Source organism: Pseudomonas sp. H1_F01, assembly GCF_054681425.1.
In genome coordinates, this window is the sequence record NZ_CP162823.1 from 1,277,902 (window position 1) to 1,295,546 (window position 17,645).

Annotated in this window: 18 protein-coding genes, 1 tRNA gene and 1 pseudogene; 11 read left to right on the top strand and 9 right to left on the bottom strand. The window is 59.3% G+C overall.

What is annotated here, in order from left to right; all coding sequences use genetic code 11:
* Positions 1–922 precede the first annotated feature (922 nt).
* From AB4O09_RS05875 to AB4O09_RS05895, 5 genes and pseudogenes are all read left to right on the top strand, one after another.
* Positions 923–1,945, top strand: a pseudogene (locus AB4O09_RS05875) (methyl-accepting chemotaxis protein); the annotation flags it as partial.
* A gap of 111 nt (positions 1,946–2,056) precedes the next feature.
* Positions 2,057–2,845, top strand: a complete 789-nt coding sequence (locus AB4O09_RS05880) for a methyl-accepting chemotaxis protein (RefSeq protein WP_371916743.1) — start codon at positions 2,057–2,059, stop codon at positions 2,843–2,845.
* Between the two features lie 131 nt (positions 2,846–2,976).
* The gene (locus tag AB4O09_RS05885; RefSeq protein WP_003205539.1) at positions 2,977–3,411 is read left to right on the top strand and encodes a DUF3592 domain-containing protein; all 435 of its coding nucleotides are present in this window, start codon (positions 2,977–2,979) and stop codon (positions 3,409–3,411) included.
* A gap of 14 nt (positions 3,412–3,425) precedes the next feature.
* The gene (locus AB4O09_RS05890) at positions 3,426–4,013 is read left to right on the top strand and encodes a hypothetical protein (RefSeq protein ID WP_003205538.1); all 588 of its coding nucleotides are present in this window, start codon (positions 3,426–3,428) and stop codon (positions 4,011–4,013) included.
* 106 nt (positions 4,014–4,119) lie between these two features.
* Positions 4,120–4,497, top strand: coding sequence for a c-type cytochrome (locus AB4O09_RS05895; RefSeq protein WP_003205536.1), 378 nt, complete (start codon positions 4,120–4,122; stop codon positions 4,495–4,497).
* A gap of 229 nt (positions 4,498–4,726) precedes the next feature.
* On the opposite strand, the gene ychF is transcribed toward AB4O09_RS05895, so the two are convergent.
* From ychF to AB4O09_RS05935, 8 genes are all read right to left on the bottom strand, one after another.
* Positions 4,727–5,827 (bottom strand): redox-regulated ATPase YchF, encoded by a 1,101-nt coding sequence (ychF, locus tag AB4O09_RS05900; protein WP_003205534.1) that lies wholly within the window; start codon positions 5,825–5,827, stop codon positions 4,727–4,729.
* A 22-nt stretch (positions 5,828–5,849) separates the two neighbouring features.
* Positions 5,850–6,434, bottom strand: a complete 585-nt coding sequence (pth, locus tag AB4O09_RS05905) for an aminoacyl-tRNA hydrolase (RefSeq protein WP_003205533.1) — start codon at positions 6,432–6,434, stop codon at positions 5,850–5,852.
* Between the two features lie 166 nt (positions 6,435–6,600).
* A complete protein-coding gene (locus tag AB4O09_RS05910; RefSeq protein ID WP_003205531.1) occupies positions 6,601–7,203 on the bottom strand; it encodes a 50S ribosomal protein L25/general stress protein Ctc in 603 nt (200 codons plus the stop codon).
* Positions 7,204–7,346: 143 nt separating this feature from the next.
* Positions 7,347–8,288: a ribose-phosphate pyrophosphokinase gene (locus AB4O09_RS05915; RefSeq protein WP_003205529.1), complete on the bottom strand. Its 942-nt coding sequence runs from the start codon at positions 8,286–8,288 to the stop codon at positions 7,347–7,349.
* Positions 8,289–8,335: 47 nt separating this feature from the next.
* Positions 8,336–8,410: transfer RNA gene (locus AB4O09_RS05920), tRNA-Gln, on the bottom strand.
* 36 nt (positions 8,411–8,446) lie between these two features.
* Positions 8,447–9,298, bottom strand: coding sequence for a 4-(cytidine 5'-diphospho)-2-C-methyl-D-erythritol kinase (ispE, locus tag AB4O09_RS05925; RefSeq protein ID WP_003205527.1), 852 nt, complete (start codon positions 9,296–9,298; stop codon positions 8,447–8,449).
* 1 nt (position 9,299) lies between these two features.
* Positions 9,300–9,917, bottom strand: a complete 618-nt coding sequence (gene lolB, locus AB4O09_RS05930) for a lipoprotein insertase outer membrane protein LolB (protein WP_003205525.1) — start codon at positions 9,915–9,917, stop codon at positions 9,300–9,302.
* A 4-nt stretch (positions 9,918–9,921) separates the two neighbouring features.
* Positions 9,922–11,646 carry a tetratricopeptide repeat protein gene (locus AB4O09_RS05935; RefSeq protein ID WP_003205523.1) on the bottom strand — a complete coding sequence of 575 codons (1,725 nt, stop codon included), beginning with the start codon at positions 11,644–11,646 and terminating at the stop codon, positions 9,922–9,924.
* Positions 11,647–11,818: 172 nt separating this feature from the next.
* Between AB4O09_RS05935 and hemA the strand changes: the two genes are divergently transcribed.
* From hemA to AB4O09_RS05965, 6 genes are all read left to right on the top strand, one after another.
* On the top strand, positions 11,819–13,108 hold the full coding sequence (gene hemA / locus AB4O09_RS05940; protein WP_003205522.1) for a glutamyl-tRNA reductase: 1,290 nt from the start codon (positions 11,819–11,821) through the stop codon (positions 13,106–13,108).
* Positions 13,105–14,187, top strand: a complete 1,083-nt coding sequence (prfA, locus tag AB4O09_RS05945; protein ID WP_003205519.1) for a peptide chain release factor 1 — start codon at positions 13,105–13,107, stop codon at positions 14,185–14,187. The genes hemA and prfA overlap by 4 nt, the downstream gene beginning before the upstream one ends.
* Before the next feature lie 14 nt (positions 14,188–14,201).
* Positions 14,202–15,032, top strand: coding sequence for a peptide chain release factor N(5)-glutamine methyltransferase (gene prmC / locus AB4O09_RS05950; protein ID WP_013694209.1), 831 nt, complete (start codon positions 14,202–14,204; stop codon positions 15,030–15,032).
* Positions 15,026–15,781, top strand: a complete 756-nt coding sequence (locus tag AB4O09_RS05955; RefSeq protein ID WP_003205517.1) for a molybdopterin-synthase adenylyltransferase MoeB — start codon at positions 15,026–15,028, stop codon at positions 15,779–15,781. Before prmC ends, AB4O09_RS05955 begins: the two co-directional genes overlap by 7 nt.
* On the top strand, positions 15,774–16,565 hold the full coding sequence (gene murI / locus AB4O09_RS05960; RefSeq protein WP_003205515.1) for a glutamate racemase: 792 nt from the start codon (positions 15,774–15,776) through the stop codon (positions 16,563–16,565). Before AB4O09_RS05955 ends, murI begins: the two co-directional genes overlap by 8 nt.
* Before the next feature lie 113 nt (positions 16,566–16,678).
* On the top strand, positions 16,679–17,197 hold the full coding sequence (locus AB4O09_RS05965) for an acyloxyacyl hydrolase (RefSeq protein ID WP_003205514.1): 519 nt from the start codon (positions 16,679–16,681) through the stop codon (positions 17,195–17,197).
* Positions 17,198–17,321: 124 nt separating this feature from the next.
* Here the strand turns inward: AB4O09_RS05965 and AB4O09_RS05970 are convergent, their stop codons facing one another.
* Positions 17,322–17,627: a YkgJ family cysteine cluster protein gene (locus tag AB4O09_RS05970; RefSeq protein ID WP_003205513.1), complete on the bottom strand. Its 306-nt coding sequence runs from the start codon at positions 17,625–17,627 to the stop codon at positions 17,322–17,324.
* Positions 17,628–17,645 lie beyond the last annotated feature (18 nt).

Here is a 17,645-nt window from a genome sequence, read left to right on the forward strand (position 1 = left end):
TGTCGCCAGTGGCTGGCAGCACTGCACGAATGGCGGGGGCGGGGGCTGGTCTCTTCGTATATCCGTAGTCTGCGAGACTGTGCATGAGAATCTCCCTATCCATGCGGAAGAAGGCGCTTGAGCGTTGTGCCTTGCAGGACGCGCATGGAGTGTAGCCTGGTGCTCATATCTTGCCCGAGGTCGCCATTGCGGGGTGGCGGCCAGTGCCGTGCAACGAGAGAGTCTCAACTTGAATCTTGTACTTGATAAGTACGTTGCTGTTGCGACCAAAGTACTGGTTTGTATAAGCCTTAAGTGGGTATTTGTATAAGGGTTGGTCGTGTTAATTTGCTGTTGTGGTTAATGGTTAGAAGGGAATCTGCAGCATTATTCAAGGGTGACCCCTGTGGTGACTGGAAAAGCAGGCTTTCACATTCTTTCCACCTATCGCCCTTATTGTCCCGGACATAAGGCCTTCGGTTCTTGGTTTGATGACCTCTTCTGCGCTGCGGGCGGACAGGGGTTGTGCCCCCCACCTGCCATATTGAAATTCTTATAAAGAGCTGTATCGCCAAGTTCTTCCAAGGTGTTTGTCTTGGGGGGCGGCGTAGCAGCCGTGATCGATTGTCATGCCGTGTCGTGCACACGTTAGATGCTGCCGTCTTTTGACGTTGGCCATAAATAGAATCAGGCGGGGAATGATATGAAGTTCAAGTCATTGCAGGCACGCATTTGTGTCACGGCAGGCGTATGCCTGTTTGTTTCATCCATCAGCCTGATTGTCTACGGGCTCTTCAGCGCCCGGGCCAATGAGCAATATGTCTCGACCGAGGTCAGCGCACTGGTTGAGAAATCAACCATCCGGGAAATTCAGAACCTGGCCGAATCCCGGGCCAACGCCATCCAGGCCAAGTTGCAGAATGCGCTGGATGCGGCCCGCACCATGGCCAATGCCTTTGCCGCCAGCAAGGCCTCGCAAAGCCCCCTGGCATTGGGGCGTGAACAGATCAACAGCGTACTGCTCAGCGTCCTCAAGGATAACCCGGACTTCAACGGCACCTATTCCTGCTGGGAACCGAATGCGTTGGACGGGCAGGATCCGGCGTTCCGCAATGCAGAGGATGGCAATAACCCGCTGACCGGACGCTTCACGCCTTACTGGACGCGCAGCGCCGACGGCCATGTCGCGGTGCAACCATTGGTCGAGTATGACTCCCCGGACCGTCATCCCAACGGTGTGCCCAAGGGCGGTTGGTACAGCGGCCCGCGCGACACCCTGAAGGAAAGCGTGCTCGACCCCATTCCTTATGTGGTCCAGGGGAAAAACGTCTGGCTGACCACCTTGTCGGTGCCCATCGTGTCCAACGGCAAGTTCTACGGTGTGGTCGGGGCTGACTTCGATATCGCGTTTATCCAGAAACTCAGCGAGCAGATGTCTGCTGATCTCTACGGCGGCAAAGGCACGGTTTCGATCCTGAGTAACCAGGGCTTGGTGGTCGCGGACAGCCAGCGGACCGACCTGATTGGCCAGCCGATCAAGGCCTTGTTGCCTGACTCCTGGGAAAAAGTGCTCCGCGATATCCAGGCCGGTCGGGGTGATGGCCTGCTCAATGCGCAAACACAGAACATTGAAGTGCTGATGCCCATTGCGCTCGGTCGCACGGGCAAGCCCTGGGCGGTGTTGATTCGCCTGCCCAAGGCTGTGGTCATGAGCCAGGCCATCGCCCTGGAGCAGGAGCTGCAGGCACGCAGCCTCAACAACAGCATCTGGCAAGTGTCGGTAGGGTTGGTCATTTCGTTGTTGGCCCTGGCTGCCCTGTGGTATGCCGCGGCAAAAATCGTTGGGCCGATTCGCGAAGCCGCCGCCTTGGCCGCCACCATCAGCCTGGGAGATTTCTCTCGTCGCCTGGTGCAGAAATCCGAAGACGAAGTCGGGCAGTTGTCTGCGGCCCTCAACGACATGTCTGAAAGCCTGCAACGGCAGGTGCGGGTGGCCGAGCGTATTTCCGAAGGTGACCTGGACCTGGAGGTCCGCTTGTCTTCGCCCCATGACACCCTTGGCAAGTCATTGGAGAAGATGGTCAGCAACCTGAACCAGCTGATTTCCGAGGTTCAGATCAGCGCCACCCAGATCACCGGCAGCTCGGCGCAGGTTACCGACTTGAGTCAGTCACTCTCCGACGGGGCCTCCAATTCCGCCTCGTCCATCACCGAAATCAGCGCGGTGATGACGCAGATGGCCGCCCAGACCCGGGACAACGCCGCCAACGCCAAGAAAGCCGATGAGCAATCCCAGGCCTCGCGGGCCGATGCCGGGGAAAGCGACAAATTGATGAGCGAACTGATTGCCGCCATGGCCGAAATCGACAACTCGGGCAAGGACATCACTGCGATCATCACCACCATCGACAACATTGCCGCACAAACCAACCTGCTGGCCCTGAACGCGGCGATCGAAGCTGCCCGGGCCGGTGAGCTTGGGCGCGGTTTTGCCGTGGTGGCCGATGAAGTACGCAGCCTGGCCGCCCGCAGTGCCGAGGCCGCCCAGCAGACCGCCGCGCTGATCGCCGATTCCTCGAGCAAGACTCAGCGCGGCATGGTCATCGCCGGCCGGACCGCCGAATCGCTGAAGAACATCGTCAGCGGAACCGGCGCGGTGTCGAGCCTGGTTTCGCTGATCTACCAGGCCTCCAGCGAGCAGGCTTCAGGTTTGCAGCAGGCCAGTATCGGGCTTGAGCAGATCGACGAAGTGACGCAGAAAAACCAGTCGAACTCGCAAGAGTGCGCAGTGGCGGCCAAGGACCTTTCAGAGCGAGCCTCGCTGATGCAGCGGGTGTTGGGACGCTTCAAAGTCAAAAGAGGCTAATGGGCGTCCGTGGCGAGGGAGCAAGTTCCCTTGCCACGGCGGTCACAAACCTCGAATGAACAGCATTACGGCATAGCAGGCTTTTTGTTATCCTCGCCGCCTTCTTTCATGGATGAATACCGGGACAAGCTATGGCTAACGACACCCCGTCACGCATCGGGACGATACTGCTGGGCCTGCTTTTTGCGCTGATCGGCATTGGCTTGCTGGGCATTGCCGTCAATCTCACCCTCGACCGTCGCGACTTCCTCGCCCGGGCACAGACCGCCGATGGCATCGTTAGTCGGCTGAACGCCGGTGGTTCTCACCCCGAAATCGCGTTCACCACTGGCAAAGGTGAAAAAATTTCCTACCCCCAGGGTGGCTTCATCTTCGGCTATGAGCCGGGGCAGCCGGTGCGAGTTTATTATTTGCCCGAGCAGCCGGCCGCCAACCCCCTTGTCGTGGATCGAGGTGCACTGTGGGGGACACCAGTGATGTTGGGTGCCATGGGGCTGTTCTTCACCCTGGTCGGGTTGCTGAAAACCATCCGACCAGCGCGGTCGCGGTGCGGTTCATTCACTTAAAGGACTTTGAACGTATGAGCTATAACATCCCACTCCCGGTTAATGAGAGTCGCTGGCAGTACCAGACCGCTAGCGGTGGTGGCCTGACCGTGGTCATGGTGGCTGGCAGTGGCGGTTCGATTATCCTGCGTTCGCCCCAGGGCGAGGACGTCAGTTACCGCTATGGCGGCGTCGGCGTAGGTGTCGGTGTTGGCGCGCGATTGCCGCGCTTTGGCAAGATCAATATTCAGATCAAGGGCAAGGGTGTGTCGGCTGCGGGTGCGGCGGAGTCTTTTTACAGCGTTGGCAGAGTGTTTGTCAGTGACGCCCTGGTCGATCGCGACCTGACCAGTGACGACATCACCGGCCCTTGCATGTATACCGAAGTGGGCGTGGGCCTGGGGATCGGCGGTTCGGCCACAGCGCTGCTGTTCGGGCTCGATCCCAAGTTGCTGGCGTTGTCGGTGGTCCTGAGTTCCAACCCGGCAACCTCGCTCATTGCTTCGACCACAGTCAACCGGCAACTGGCGCGTTCGGCCAAGGGCGCGGTGGTCATGGCCGGGATGAACGCTGGCTTGCAGGCTGGTGGTGGGGCGGCGATCTACATGGGCTACCTGTTCTAGTCAGATTGTGCGAACAGACAACAATCCCGGCATCTAAAACCTGTGGGAATGAGTTTGTTCCCGCAGGGCGTTGCGCCCATAAAAATTGGCATGTGCCGAAAGCATAATGAAAATATTAGTCATCGCTTCGCTAGGGTTTTTATCGCTCATTCAAACATCACTATCCTTTGCGGATAGTGCCAATGGGAAAAATCTCTATTTACAGAGATGTGCCATGTGTCACGGCGCAGATATCAAGGGGACAGGGCCGTTGGCTCATAAAAGCAATCCTCCTACGCCTGACCTTACAACTGCCGCTTTCAAGAAACGACTCAGTGATTATCCGGGTGTGATTGTGTCGTCGATAATACTGCGACCCAATGGGGATTTGATTCCGAGGACCTTGCGAGAGAATGGTGTGAAGCTATCGCCGTATCCTTGGAGTGTTAAGGATTTTCGCGATTTGAATCAGTATATGGGTGGTGTGATTTCGAAGGGCCGATGATTTTTTGGGTTGCTGTTGATCTCTTGAGTGCGATAGAAACGGTTTGGGGTGGTGTGTATATCCGTTTCTGCGGTAAGGACTACTGGCGGTTCCGCTCTTACAGCGGGTCACTTTTGACTGGGCCGGCTTCCGGGCTTCTCAAAAGTGAGCCGCCGTCAGGGCGGAATCCTAAGCAGCCGTTACCTAAATAACGGATATACACACCATCACCCGCAACACCAGCGACAACTTAGACGTTAAAGCGGAAGTGCATCACATCACCGTCCTTGACGATGTATTCCTTGCCTTCCAGACGCCATTTACCGGCTTCCTTGGCACCGGCTTCACCCTTGTACTGGATGAAATCGTCATAGGCGATGACTTCGGCGCGGATGAAGCCTTTTTCGAAGTCGGTATGGATCACGGCCGCGGCTTGTGGCGCGGTAGCCCCGACGCGAACGGTCCAGGCGCGGACTTCTTTTACGCCAGCGGTGAAGTACGTCTGCAGGTTGAGCATTTCATAACCCGCGCGGATCACGCGATTCAGGCCAGGCTCTTCCAGGCCCAGGGCCTCCAGGAACATGTCTTTCTCTTCGCCGTCTTCAAGCTCGGCGATTTCCGCTTCGATCTTGTTGCAGACCGGTACCACGATCGCGCCTTCTTCTTCGGCGATAGCTTTTACCACGTCCAGCAGCGGGTTGTTCTCAAAGCCGTCTTCGGCAACGTTGGCAATGTACATGACTGGCTTGGTGGTCAGCAGGTGGAAGCCACGAACGATCTGCTTCTCATCGGCACCCATGTTCTTGATCAGGCTGCGTGCCGGCTTGCCCAAGGTGAAGTGGGCGATCAACTGCTCGAGCAGGGCTTTCTGGGCGACGGCGTCTTTGTCGCCACCCTTGGCATTGCGAGCGACTTTCTGCAGTTGCTTCTCGCAGCTGTCGAGGTCGGCGAAGATCAGTTCCAGGTCGATGATTTCGATATCGCGTTTCGGGTCGACGCTGTTGGAGACGTGAATCACGTTCTCGTCTTCGAAGCAGCGGACCACGTGGGCGATGGCATCGGTTTCGCGGATGTTGGCCAGGAACTTGTTGCCCAGGCCTTCACCTTTCGAGGCCCCAGCCACCAGGCCGGCGATGTCCACGAACTCCATGGTGGTCGGCAGCACGCGCTCCGGGATCACGATGGCCGCCAGGGCTTCCAGGCGTGGATCGGGCATCGGAACGATGCCGGTGTTCGGCTCGATGGTGCAGAAGGGGAAGTTCTCAGCCGCGATACCGGATTTGGTCAGGGCGTTGAACAGGGTGGACTTGCCGACGTTAGGCAGGCCGACGATGCCGCAATTGAATCCCATGGTGTTTCCCCTCGGATAAGTGTCAGGCCTTCTGGCTGTGCAGGTTTTTCATCGCGCGGTTCCATTCACCGGCGAGGATATCCGGCAGCACGCCGAGGGCAAAGTCGATGCTGGCATCGAGTTTTTCCTGTTCGGCGCGAGGCGCACGACCCAGGACAAAGTTTGAAACCATACTGGCAACGCCCGGGTGGCCGATGCCGAGCCGCAGGCGGTGAAAGGTATTCTGATTACCCAGTTGCGCGATGATGTCGCGCAACCCGTTGTGACCGCCATGGCCGCCGCCTTGCTTGAGCTTGGCAACGCCCGGAGGCAGGTCGAGTTCGTCGTGGGCCACCAGGATTTCTTCAGGCTTGATGCGAAAGAAACCGGCCAATGCCGCCACGGCCTGGCCGCTGCGGTTCATGTAGGTGGTGGGAATCAACAGACGAACATCCTGACCCTGGTGCGAGAAGCGACCGGTCAGGCCGAAATACTTGCGATCGGCTGCCAGGCTGACGCCTTGTGCCTGCGCGATGCGCTCAACAAAAAGGGCCCCTGCGTTATGCCGGGTCTGTTCGTATTCAGCGCCTGGATTTCCCAGGCCAACGATCAGTTTAATGGCAGTCACGATAGGGGCCCTTCCTGGAGTGTGGATAACGATGTCGCAATCAGGCGGTGTTGCGACAGTGGACGATAATGGCGGATTTACCGTTAAGTAAACTTCGCGTTCTCGCCCGCTGTCTCGCTACGTTCCAGTCCGCGATGTTTCCGGTCACTCCGGCGACAGAGTGAAATTACTCTGCAGCGCCTTCTTCAGTGGCTTCTGGAGCAACACGTGGAGCGTGGACGTTGGCAACTGCCTTGTCATCGCCGTGTGCCAGAGCAACAAACTCAACGCCTTTAGGAGCCTTGAGGTCGGACAGGTGAATGATCGTGCCGACTTCGGCGTCAGCCAGGTCGACTTCGATGAATTCAGGCAGGTCTTTCGGCAGGCAGGTCACTTCGATTTCCGAAACAACGTGCGAAATTTCGCCGCCTTTCTTGATCGGAGCAGCTTCGCCAACGAAGTGTACAGGCACGATAGCGGTCAGTTTCTGGCCAGCTACTACGCGTACGAAGTCGGCGTGCATCACGTGGCCTTTGGCCGGGTGACGCTGCAGGGCCTTGATCACGACGTTCTGCTTGGTGCCGCCAATGTTCAGCTCGATGATGTGGCTGTAGGCCGCTTCGTTTTCGAGCAGTTTGGCAACTTCTTTGGCCAGCATGCTGATGGACTCAGGGGCTTTCTCGCCACCGTAGACTACAGCTGGAACCAGGCTTGCGAGACGACGCAGGCGGCGGCTCGCACCTTTCCCCAGGTCGGAACGCACTTCAGCATTCAGAGTAAATTCGTTCATGTTGTATCTCCAAAGTAACCACATTCACCCCAGCGCTTGCGACCAGCGCTTAAGGCGATATGGGCAAAAAAGCCCCGCCCCGACAGGTAATGCCGGGGCGGGGCGCTTTTCGTCAACGAGATGTCCTGGAAAGGGCAGGGCCCTTAGCGGAACATCGCACTGATCGATTCTTCGTTGCTGATGCGGCGAACCGCTTCGGCAACAACCGGTGCGATATCCAGTTGGCGGATACGCACACAGGCTTGTGCTGCAGCGGACAGCGGAATGGTATTGGTGACCACCAGCTCGTCCAGCACGGAATTTTCAATGTTCTCGATCGCTCGACCCGACAGCACAGGGTGTGTGCAGTAGGCAAAGACCTTGGCAGCGCCATGCTCTTTCAGGGCCTTGGCCGCGTGGCACAGGGTGCCGGCGGTATCGACCATGTCATCGACCAGAATACAGGTACGCCCTTCGACGTCGCCGATGATATGCATCACTTCGGAGTGATTGGCTTTCTCACGGCGTTTGTCGATGATACCCAGATCCACGCCCAGGGATTTGGCAACCGCCCGTGCACGCACGACGCCGCCAATGTCCGGGGACACGATCATAAGGTTTTCGAAGCGCTGATCTTCAATATCATCCACCAGGACCGGGGAGCCGTAGATGTTATCCACGGGAATATCGAAGAAACCCTGAATCTGGTCAGCATGCAGATCAACCGTGAGAACACGGTCGATGCCGACTACGGTCAGCATATCAGCCACGACTTTCGCGCTGATTGCCACACGCGCGGAACGCGGACGGCGATCCTGACGGGCATAACCAAAGTAAGGAATAACAGCAGTGATACGAGTAGCCGAGGAGCGACGGAAGGCATCAGCCATCACGACGAGTTCCATCAGGTTATCGTTGGTCGGAGCGCAAGTCGGCTGAATAATGAAGACGTCTTTACCGCGAACGTTTTCATTGATCTCCGCAGTGATTTCACCGTCGGAAAACTTACCGACAGAAATGTCACCGAGAGGGATATGCAGCTGACGTACGACACGCCGAGCCAGATCGGGGTTGGCGTTCCCCGTAAAGACCATCATCTTGGACACGCGCAGTACCTGAAGGCTGAGGGTATACCTGGATGAGTATAGGAAAATGGCAGGGGCGGCTGGATTCGAACCAACGCATGGCAGGATCAAAACCTGCTGCCTTACCGCTTGGCGACGCCCCTGTATCTGTTGCTGCGAGTGCCCAGCACTCGATTCCTTTAGAGCAGGTCTTGCAGCTTGCGATGCAACATCGAAACGTTGCTTCCTTTTGCTACAAACCCTGTAAGGGTCTCTGTCAGAAGGGCCGAGACTTTATCAGCTTCAGCTTTGCTTGGGAAGCCCCCAAACACACAACTTCCAGTTCCGGTGAGTTTTGCTTCGGTAAATTTACCTAACAAATTCAAAGCGTTACGAACATCTGGATAACGCCTTGCTACCACCGGTAAGCAGTCATTTCGACTGTTTCCCTTGGGAACGGGGCGCACTTTAATGGGAGGAGAGTTACGTGTCAACAGTGGATCTGAAAAAATTTCTGCTGTACTTACAGAGACTTGCGGCACCAGCACCAAGTACCAGGGTTCTTCGGGGTCCACCGGGGTGAGTTTTTCCCCTACGCCCTCGGCGAAAGCGGCGTGGCCACGCACGAAAACCGGCACGTCGGCGCCCAGTGTCAGGCCCAGGGCGGCCAGGCGATCCGCGTCCCAGCCCAGTTGCCACAAGTGGTTGAGACCCAGCAGCGTGGTGGCCGCATTCGAGCTGCCGCCACCGATGCCGCCACCCATGGGCAGGATCTTTTCGATCCAGATATCGATGCCCAGCGGACAGCCGGATTGTGCCTGGAGTTTTTTCGCGGCCTTGACGATCAGGTTGCTGTCGTGGGGAACGCCTTCGAATTCGGTGTGCAGGCGAATCACGCCGTCGTCGCGTACGGCAAAGGTGATTTCGTCGCCGTAGTCCAGGAACTGAAAAATCGTCTGCAGCTCGTGGTAGCCGTCCGGGCGACGACCGAGGATGTGCAGCATCAGGTTGAGCTTGGCCGGGGAGGGCAGGGTCAGGCGTGCGGCGCTCATGTCATTGCCCCAGTTTGCGCGGCTGCCATTGCTTGATCACCAGCGTGACGTCGAGGTTGCTGCCATGCAGTTTGATGCGTTCGGGCAGCCAGTAGCCGTTCTGCTGGGCATAGCTGAGGTATTCGATCTGCCAGTCATCCTGTTCCAGGTTGGACAGGCGGCTGTCGGCGTCGAGGGTCAGGCGGCTTTTACTGTCTGGTGCCGGCAGCCCGCGAACCCACCAGGTCAGGTGGGAAACCGGCAGCTTCCAGCCCAGTTGTTCTTCCAGCAGCGCTTCGGGCGTGGGCGCCTCGTAGCGTCCCTGATTGGCAACTTCCAGCGATACCTGGCCCGGTCGGCCGGTCAGGCGGGCCGCACCGCGCCCCAATGGGCCTGACAGGCGAATATCGTAGTAGTCCTGGCGTTGCAGCCAGAACAGCGTGCCACTGCCCGAGTCTTTCGGGGCGCGGATACCGATCTTGCCGTCGATCTGCCAGCCGTCGAGGCCGCTCAGTTGTTGCTTGTGCTCGCGCCATTGGGCCTGGTTGCCCTGGCCCTGGACGGATTCACGGGCGCCGAAGCCCGCGCAACCGGCGAGCAGGGCAATGAAGCTGAAAACGATGAGATGGCGCAAAAACATAATCTTAAAGAGTCTCGGATCCGGTCAGGCGTTTGATGGTGCTGCGCAAGATAGGGCTGTCAGGCTGATCCTTGAGGAATCGGCTCCAGATCTGCCGGGCTTCGCGTTGTTTGCCGTTGGCCCACAGGACCTCGCCCAGGTGAGCGGCGACTTCCTGGTCGGGAAAGCGCTCCAGGGCCTGGCGTAACAGGCGTTCGGCTTCATCGAGATTGCCCAGGCGGAAATTCACCCAGCCAAGGCTGTCGAGCACCGCCGGGTCTTCCGGATTGATCTGGTGGGCCTGTTCGATCAGCAGCTTGGCTTCGTCGTAACGGGTGGTGCGATCCGACAACGTATAGCCCAGGGCGTTGAGGGCCATGGCGTTGTCCGGGTCACGCTGGATGATCAGGCGCAGGTCTTTTTCCATCTGGGCCAGGTCATTGCGTTTCTCCGCCAGCATGGCGCGGGTGTAAAGCAGGTTCAGGTCATCCGGGTACTGCTTCAAGGCTTGTTGCAGCACGTTCCAGGCCTTGTCGCCCTGATTGTTGGCCGCCAGGGTTTCGGCTTCGATCAGGTACAGCTGGATGCCGTAGTCCGGTTGGGAGTCGCGTTGTACGGCGAGGCGGCTCTGGGCATCGGCGGTCTTGCCATTGCCGATCAGGATATCGGCCTGGCGCAACTGCGCCGGCAGATAGTCGTTGCCCGGGCCGACCTGGGCGTACTCGATCAGTGCGCTCTCGGGGTCATTGCGCTCCTCGGCGATGCGACCCAGGTTCAGATGGGCCGAGTCGACGTGGCTTTCCCGGGCGATCAGGTCTTCCAGGTAACCCTTGGCCTCTTCCCAGGCCTTGGCTTCCAGGCAGACCAGCGCCAGGGAATAACGCAACTCGTCGTCTTCCGGGTATTGCTGGACCAGGCTGGAGAACTCCACCTTGGCGTCGTCCATGCGGTTGTTTTCCACCAGCATGCGGGCGTAGGTGAGGCGCAGGCGTTTGTCGTCCGGGTACTTCTTGATGCTTTTTTCCAGCAGCGGCAGCGCTTCGTCGCCGCGGTTCAAGCCTTGCAGCAGGCGTGCGCGCAGCAGGATCGGCGCTACTTCGCCAGCTTCCGGCGGGTTGTCTTCCAGAAGGGTGAGGGCGCCCTGGGTGTCACCATCCTGTTGCAGCAGCAAGGCCTTGCCGAAAATCAGCTGGCCGTTGTTCGGGTGGCGCTGCAACAGGCGATCGAAGCTTTTCATCAGGCCGTTGCGGGTTTCCTGGTCGGTATCGGCAGCGGACAGGGCCAGGAAGTCGAAGTGGGTGTCGCCCTTGCCCAGCAGGACCTTCTCCATATACATCATGGAGTCGTCGTAGCGTCCGGCCCGGGCCAGTTGCACGGCAGCGGCGCGCTGCGCTTCGAGGTCGTCCGGGGCATTCTTGGCCCAGATCAGCGCGGTATCCAGCGCGGGCTGGTCGGCGCCCAGGTATTCGGCAATGCGAAATGCCCGCTCGGAGATCCCCGGGTCCTGGGTATTGATGGCCTGGGTCACGTAGTTGTCCAGCGCAATGTCGAAGCGATTGCGCTGGCCCGCCAGTTCGGCGCTCAACAGGCTGAAGATGGTTTCTTCGCTGAACGAGCCGTAGACCTTGGGTTTTTCAGGTACCTGCACGCTGTCTTCGACCGGCGGCGTACCGTCCGTCGAAACGGGGGCCATGGACTGGCAGCCGCTGAGCAAGGCAAGAGCGAGGAGCAACGCGGAAGATCTATTCATATAGGAAGAGGACGACTAACCTGCGGTCAGATCATCATGACACAAGCCTTCGGTCAAACATAACCGCCCCGTCGATTTACAACCCCGGGCAGGGCGATAGAGATCGAGTGGTTGTTCTGAATCTGACGAAGTAGGACAATTGCCGGCTTCACGTCACTATCAGCGACCTTGAATGGCCTTCCTTGCACTCGGTATTAACCACAAGACTGCGTCAGTAGACGTCCGCGAGCGCGTGGCCTTTACGCCTGAGCAGCTGGTTGAGGCCTTGCAGCAGCTCTGCCGACTCACCGACAGCCGCGAAGCTGCGATCCTCTCCACCTGCAATCGCAGCGAGCTTTATATAGAACAGGATCACGTTTCGGCCGATTCAGTCCTGCGCTGGCTGGCCGACTATCACAAGCTGAGCCTTGAAGAACTGCGCGCCAGTGCCTATGTGCATGAAGATGATGCGGCCGTTCGTCACATGATGCGTGTCGCCTCGGGGCTCGACTCGCTGGTGTTGGGCGAACCGCAGATTCTCGGCCAGATGAAGTCGGCCTACGCCGTGGCCCGCGAGGCCGGCACCGTCGGCCCGCTGCTGGGGCGCCTGTTCCAGGCGACGTTCAACGCCGCCAAGCAGGTGCGCACCGACACGGCCATCGGCGAAAACCCGGTGTCCGTGGCGTTTGCCGCTGTCAGCCTGGCGAAACAGATTTTCAGTGATTTGCAACGCAGCCAGGCGCTGCTGATCGGCGCTGGGGAGACCATCACCCTGGTCGCCCGCCATCTCCATGACCTGGGGGTCAAGCGCATAGTCGTCGCCAACCGGACCCTGGAGCGGGCCAGTACCCTGGCCGAGCAGTTCGGTGCCCATGCGGTGTTGCTGTCGGACATTCCCGCGGAACTGGTACACAGCGACATCGTCATCAGTTCTACCGCCAGCCAGTTGCCGATCCTTGGCAAGGGCGCCGTGGAAAGTGCCCTGAAGCTGCGCAAGCACAAGCCGATTTTCATGGTGGACATTGCTGTTCCCCGGGACATCGAGCCAGAAGTCGGCGAGCTGGATGACGTGTATCTCTACAGCGTCGACGACCTGCATGAGGTGGTCGCCGAGAATCTCAAGAGCCGGCAGGGCGCGGCCCAGGCGGCCGAAGAGATGATTAGCGTCGGTGCCGACGACTTCATGGTGCGCCTGCGCGAGCTGGCGGCGGTGGATGTGCTCAAGGCCTATCGTCAGCAGAGCGAACGCCTGCGCGACGAGGAACTGCAAAAAGCCCAGCGCCTGCTGGCCAACGGCGGCAATGCCGAAGAGGTGCTGGTACAACTGGCCCGCGGCCTGACCAACAAATTGCTCCACGCCCCCAGTGTCCAGCTCAAGAAGTTGACTGCCGAAGGCCGCCTCGATGCGCTGGCCATGGCCCAGGAACTCTTCGCCCTCGGTGAGGGCTCACCGGATAGCTTTTCGGATAAAAAACCGCAATGAAAGCGTCACTGCTCAACAAACTGGACATCCTCCAGGACCGTTTCGAAGAACTGACCGCCTTGCTGGGCGATGGCGAAGTCATTTCCGACCAGAACAAATTCCGCACCTATTCCAAGGAATACGCGGAAGTCGAGCCGATTGTCGCCACCTATAAACAGTTGCTCAAAGTGCAGGGTGACCTTGAAGGTGCCCAGGCACTGCTCAAGGACAGCGACCCGGATATGCGCGAAATGGCCGTGGAGGAAGTCCGCGAAGCCAAGGATCAACTGGTTGAACTGGAAAGCAGTCTGCAACGCATGCTGTTGCCCAAGGACCCGAATGACGGGCGCAATGTGTTCCTTGAGATCCGTGCCGGTACCGGCGGCGATGAGGCGGCGATTTTTTCCGGCGACCTGTTTCGCATGTATTCGCGTTACGCCGAACGTCGCGGTTGGCGGGTGGAGATCCTCTCGGAGAACGAAGGCGAACACGGTGGCTATAAAGAAGTCATCGCCCGGGTCGAAGGCGACAACGTCTACGGCAAGCTGAAATTCGAATCCGGCGCCCATCGCGTGCAACGCGTGCCGGCCACCGAGTCCCAAGGGCGGATCCACACCTCGGCTTGCACCGTGGCGGTATTGCCCGAGCCGGACGAGCAGGAAGCCATCGAGATCAACCCGGCAGATCTGCGGGTCGACACTTATCGTTCCTCCGGCGCGGGCGGCCAGCACGTCAACAAGACCGACTCGGCGATCCGCATCACGCACTTGCCCTCGGGCATCGTGGTCGAGTGCCAGGAAGAACGTTCCCAGCACAAGAACCGCGCGCGGGCCATGGCCTGGTTGTCGGCCAAGCTCAACGACCAGCAGACCAGCGCCGCCGCCAATGCCATCGCCAGCGAACGCAAATTGCTGGTGGGCTCGGGCGATCGTTCCGAGCGGATCCGTACCTACAACTTCGCCCAGGGCCGGGTCACCGACCATCGCGTCAACCTGACCCTGTATTCCCTGGACGAGATCCTTGCCGGTGGTGTCGATGCGGTGATCGAGCCGTTACTGGCCGAATACCAGGCCGACCAGTTGGCTGCGATTGGCGAGTAAGCACAGGTGAAAAAATGACCATCATCGCCAGTCTGTTACGCGCGGCCGAGTTGCCGGATTCGCCCACGGCACGGCTGGACGCCGAGTTGTTGCTGGCCGCAGCCTTGGGCAAGTCCCGCAGCTTCCTGCACACCTGGCCCGAGCGGATCGTGCCCAGCGAGGCGGCGTTGCTGTTCTCCGAATACCTGCGGCGGCGGCGCTCTGGCGAGCCGGTGGCGTACATACTCGGACAACAGGGCTTCTGGAAACTCGATCTGGAAGTCGCGCCCCATACCCTGATCCCGCGTCCTGACACCGAGCTTTTGGTGGAAACCGCGCTGGCCTTGCTGCCGGCTACACCGGCCCGGGTCCTGGATCTGGGCACCGGCAGCGGCGCGATTGCCCTGGCACTGGCCAGCGAGCGCCCGGCCTGGAAAGTTACGGCGGTCGACCGGGTGCTGGAGGCTGTGGCCCTGGCCGAGCGCAATCGCCAGCGCCTGGACCTGCACAACGTCACGGTGTTGAGCAGCCACTGGTTCAGTGCGCTGGAAGACACGCGTTTCGAGTTGATCATCAGCAACCCGCCGTACATTGCGGCCAGCGATCCGCACCTGATCGAGGGCGACGTGCGCTTCGAGCCGGCCAGTGCCCTGGTTGCCGGGCCGGACGGGCTCGATGATTTGCGCCAGATCGTTGCCCAGGCACCGGCTCACCTCGATCCGGGCGGCTGGCTGATGCTCGAGCACGGTTACGATCAGGCCGAGGCGGTGCGCGATTTGCTGCGCACTCAAGGTTTTGTCGAAGTCCACAGCCGCAAGGACCTGGGTGGTCATGAGCGCATCAGCCTGGGGTGCCTGCCGTGCTGAACGATCAGGAGCTGTTGCGCTACAGTCGGCAGATTCTGTTGCAGCACGTCGACATCGACGGCCAATTGCGTCTCAAGCAAAGCCGCGTGCTGATCATCGGCCTTGGCGGTCTCGGCGCCCCGGTGGCGTTGTACCTGGCCGCCGCTGGCGTGGGTGAGATGCACTTGGCGGATTTCGACACCGTCGACCTGACCAACCTGCAACGCCAGATCATCCATGACACCGACAGCGTCGGCCTGAGCAAAGTCGATTCGGCGATGCGACGCCTTGGGGCGATCAACCCCGAGGTTCGGCTGGTGCCTCACCGGGCGGCCATGGACGAAGACAGTCTGGCCGCGGCCGTCGCGGCAGTGGATGTGGTACTCGATTGCTCCGACAATTTTTCGACCCGCGAAGCGGTGAACGCGGCCTGTGTCGCAGCGGGTAAACCGCTGGTCAGCGGCGCGGCGATTCGCCTGGAAGGGCAGTTGTCGGTGTTCGACCCACGCCGCCCCGAAAGCCCTTGCTACCACTGCCTTTATGGCCACGGCAGCGAAGCCGAGCTGACCTGCAGCGAGGCCGGTGTGATCGGACCGCTGGTAGGATTGGTGGGCAGCCTTCAAGCCCTTGAAGCCTTGAAGTTGCTGGCCGGTTTCGGTGAGCCGCTGGTGGGGCGCTTGCTGTTGATCGACGCCCTGGGCACGCGTTTCCGTGAACTGCGGGTCAAGCGTGACCCGGGTTGCAGCGTCTGCGGTGGCCAGCATGAGTGAAGCGCCGATTGGTGTGCTTGACTCGGGTGTCGGCGGGTTGTCGGTGCTGGGGGAAATTCGCCAGCTGCTGCCCAATGAATCGCTGTTGTATGTCGCCGACTGTGGGCATATTCCTTACGGCGAGAAGACCCCGGAATACATCCGACAACGCTGCTCGATCATTGCCGACTTTCTCCTGGGCCAGGGCGCCAAGGCGCTGGTTGTAGCCTGCAACACCGCAACGGTTGCTGCCGTTGCCGATCTACGCCGTGATTTTCCCCATTGGCCCATCGTCGGGATGGAGCCGGCGGTCAAGCCGGCGGCTGCCGCGACCCGTAGCGGTATCGTCGGCGTGCTCGCCACCACCGGCACCTTGCAGAGCGCCAAGTTCGCCGCTTTGCTCGACCGTTTCGCCACCGATGTGCGAGTCATCACGCAACCGTGCCCGGGCCTGGTTGAACTGATCGAAACGGGTGATTTGCACAGTCCGGCCTTGTATCAGTTGCTGCAACATTACGTCGACCCCTTGCTGGCAGCCGGCTGCGATACGCTGATCCTGGGGTGCACGCACTATCCCTTCCTCAAGCCATTGCTCGCGCGGATGATTCCGGAGCACATCAGCCTGATCGACACCGGTGCCGCCGTGGCCCGGCAACTTCAGCGCCTTTTGGCTGAGCGAGAGCTGTTGGCTGAGGGGCCAGCCGGCGAAACGTATTTCTGGACGAGTGCAGACCCGATACATTTAAGAAAAATCCTACCAACGCTATGGCATTCGTCCGGCGTTGTGCGAAGCTTCGATCTGTAAAAAGAATGTGAAAACCGTGTGAAACGGGCTGAACTTCTGTTTGGATGCGGATTTCTATAGCTTTGTCTGTTTGTAACAAAACTAACTAAGTCTGTTCGAAAAGGATGTTTCTAATGAAGCGCTTATTCTGCTTTTCCGCGCTTGCGGCCGCATTGTTGGGGCACACTTACACTGCACAAGCAGCGGGTGTGGAATTTGGGGTTGGCCAGACCAGCGATTCGACCATGACCTATCGCCTGGGCATGCAGTTCGACTGGGACAAGAGTTGGCTGCAAAGTGATGTCGGTCGCCTGACTGGCTACTGGAGCGGCGCCTACACCTATTGGGAAGGGGACGAGACATCCAGCAATCACAGCCTGTCGTTTTCGCCTGTGTTTGTGTATGAGTTTTCCGGCCAGAACGTGAAGCCTTACATCGAGGCGGGTGTCGGTGTGGCGTTGTTCGCCAATACCGAAGTGGAAGACAACAAGCTCGGTACGGCTTTCCAATTTGAAGATCGTATCGGCTTCGGCCTGCGCTTCAACGGTGGGCATGAAGTGGGCATTCGCGCCACTCATTACTCCAACGCCGGTATCAAGTCGACTAACGACGGTGTAGAAAGCTACTCGCTGCACTATACGATGCCGCTGTAACAAAACAGTTTGAGAACAGTGGGAGCGAGCTTGCTCGCGATAGCGATAGACCAGCCAAGATAAAGTTGTCTGACTCACCGCTATCGCGAGCAAGCTCGCTCCCACAATAGATCAGACCACGCCTTTATCGATACGCCGTCGCAATCCCTTGGCGTTCTTCCAGGCACTCCGGTGCGCCCATCTCGAACTCCCGGCAGATCAGCGGACGCTTTTCGTAGATGGTGCACATCATGCTGTCGCGATCCAGGGCCGCGCACCAACCGTCATCCAGCCGCAGCATCACCTCTCCACCCCAATCGTCCGTGTCGATAAAACGCTCCGGAACCCCAGTGTCGGTGATCAACATCACTTCCAACTGGCAGCAGCACGCCGCGCACGTCGAACACGTGACGGCCGGTGCCGGGATTTCATGGACGGGGATGGTTTTCATGGTCCGCAGTGTAAGGCA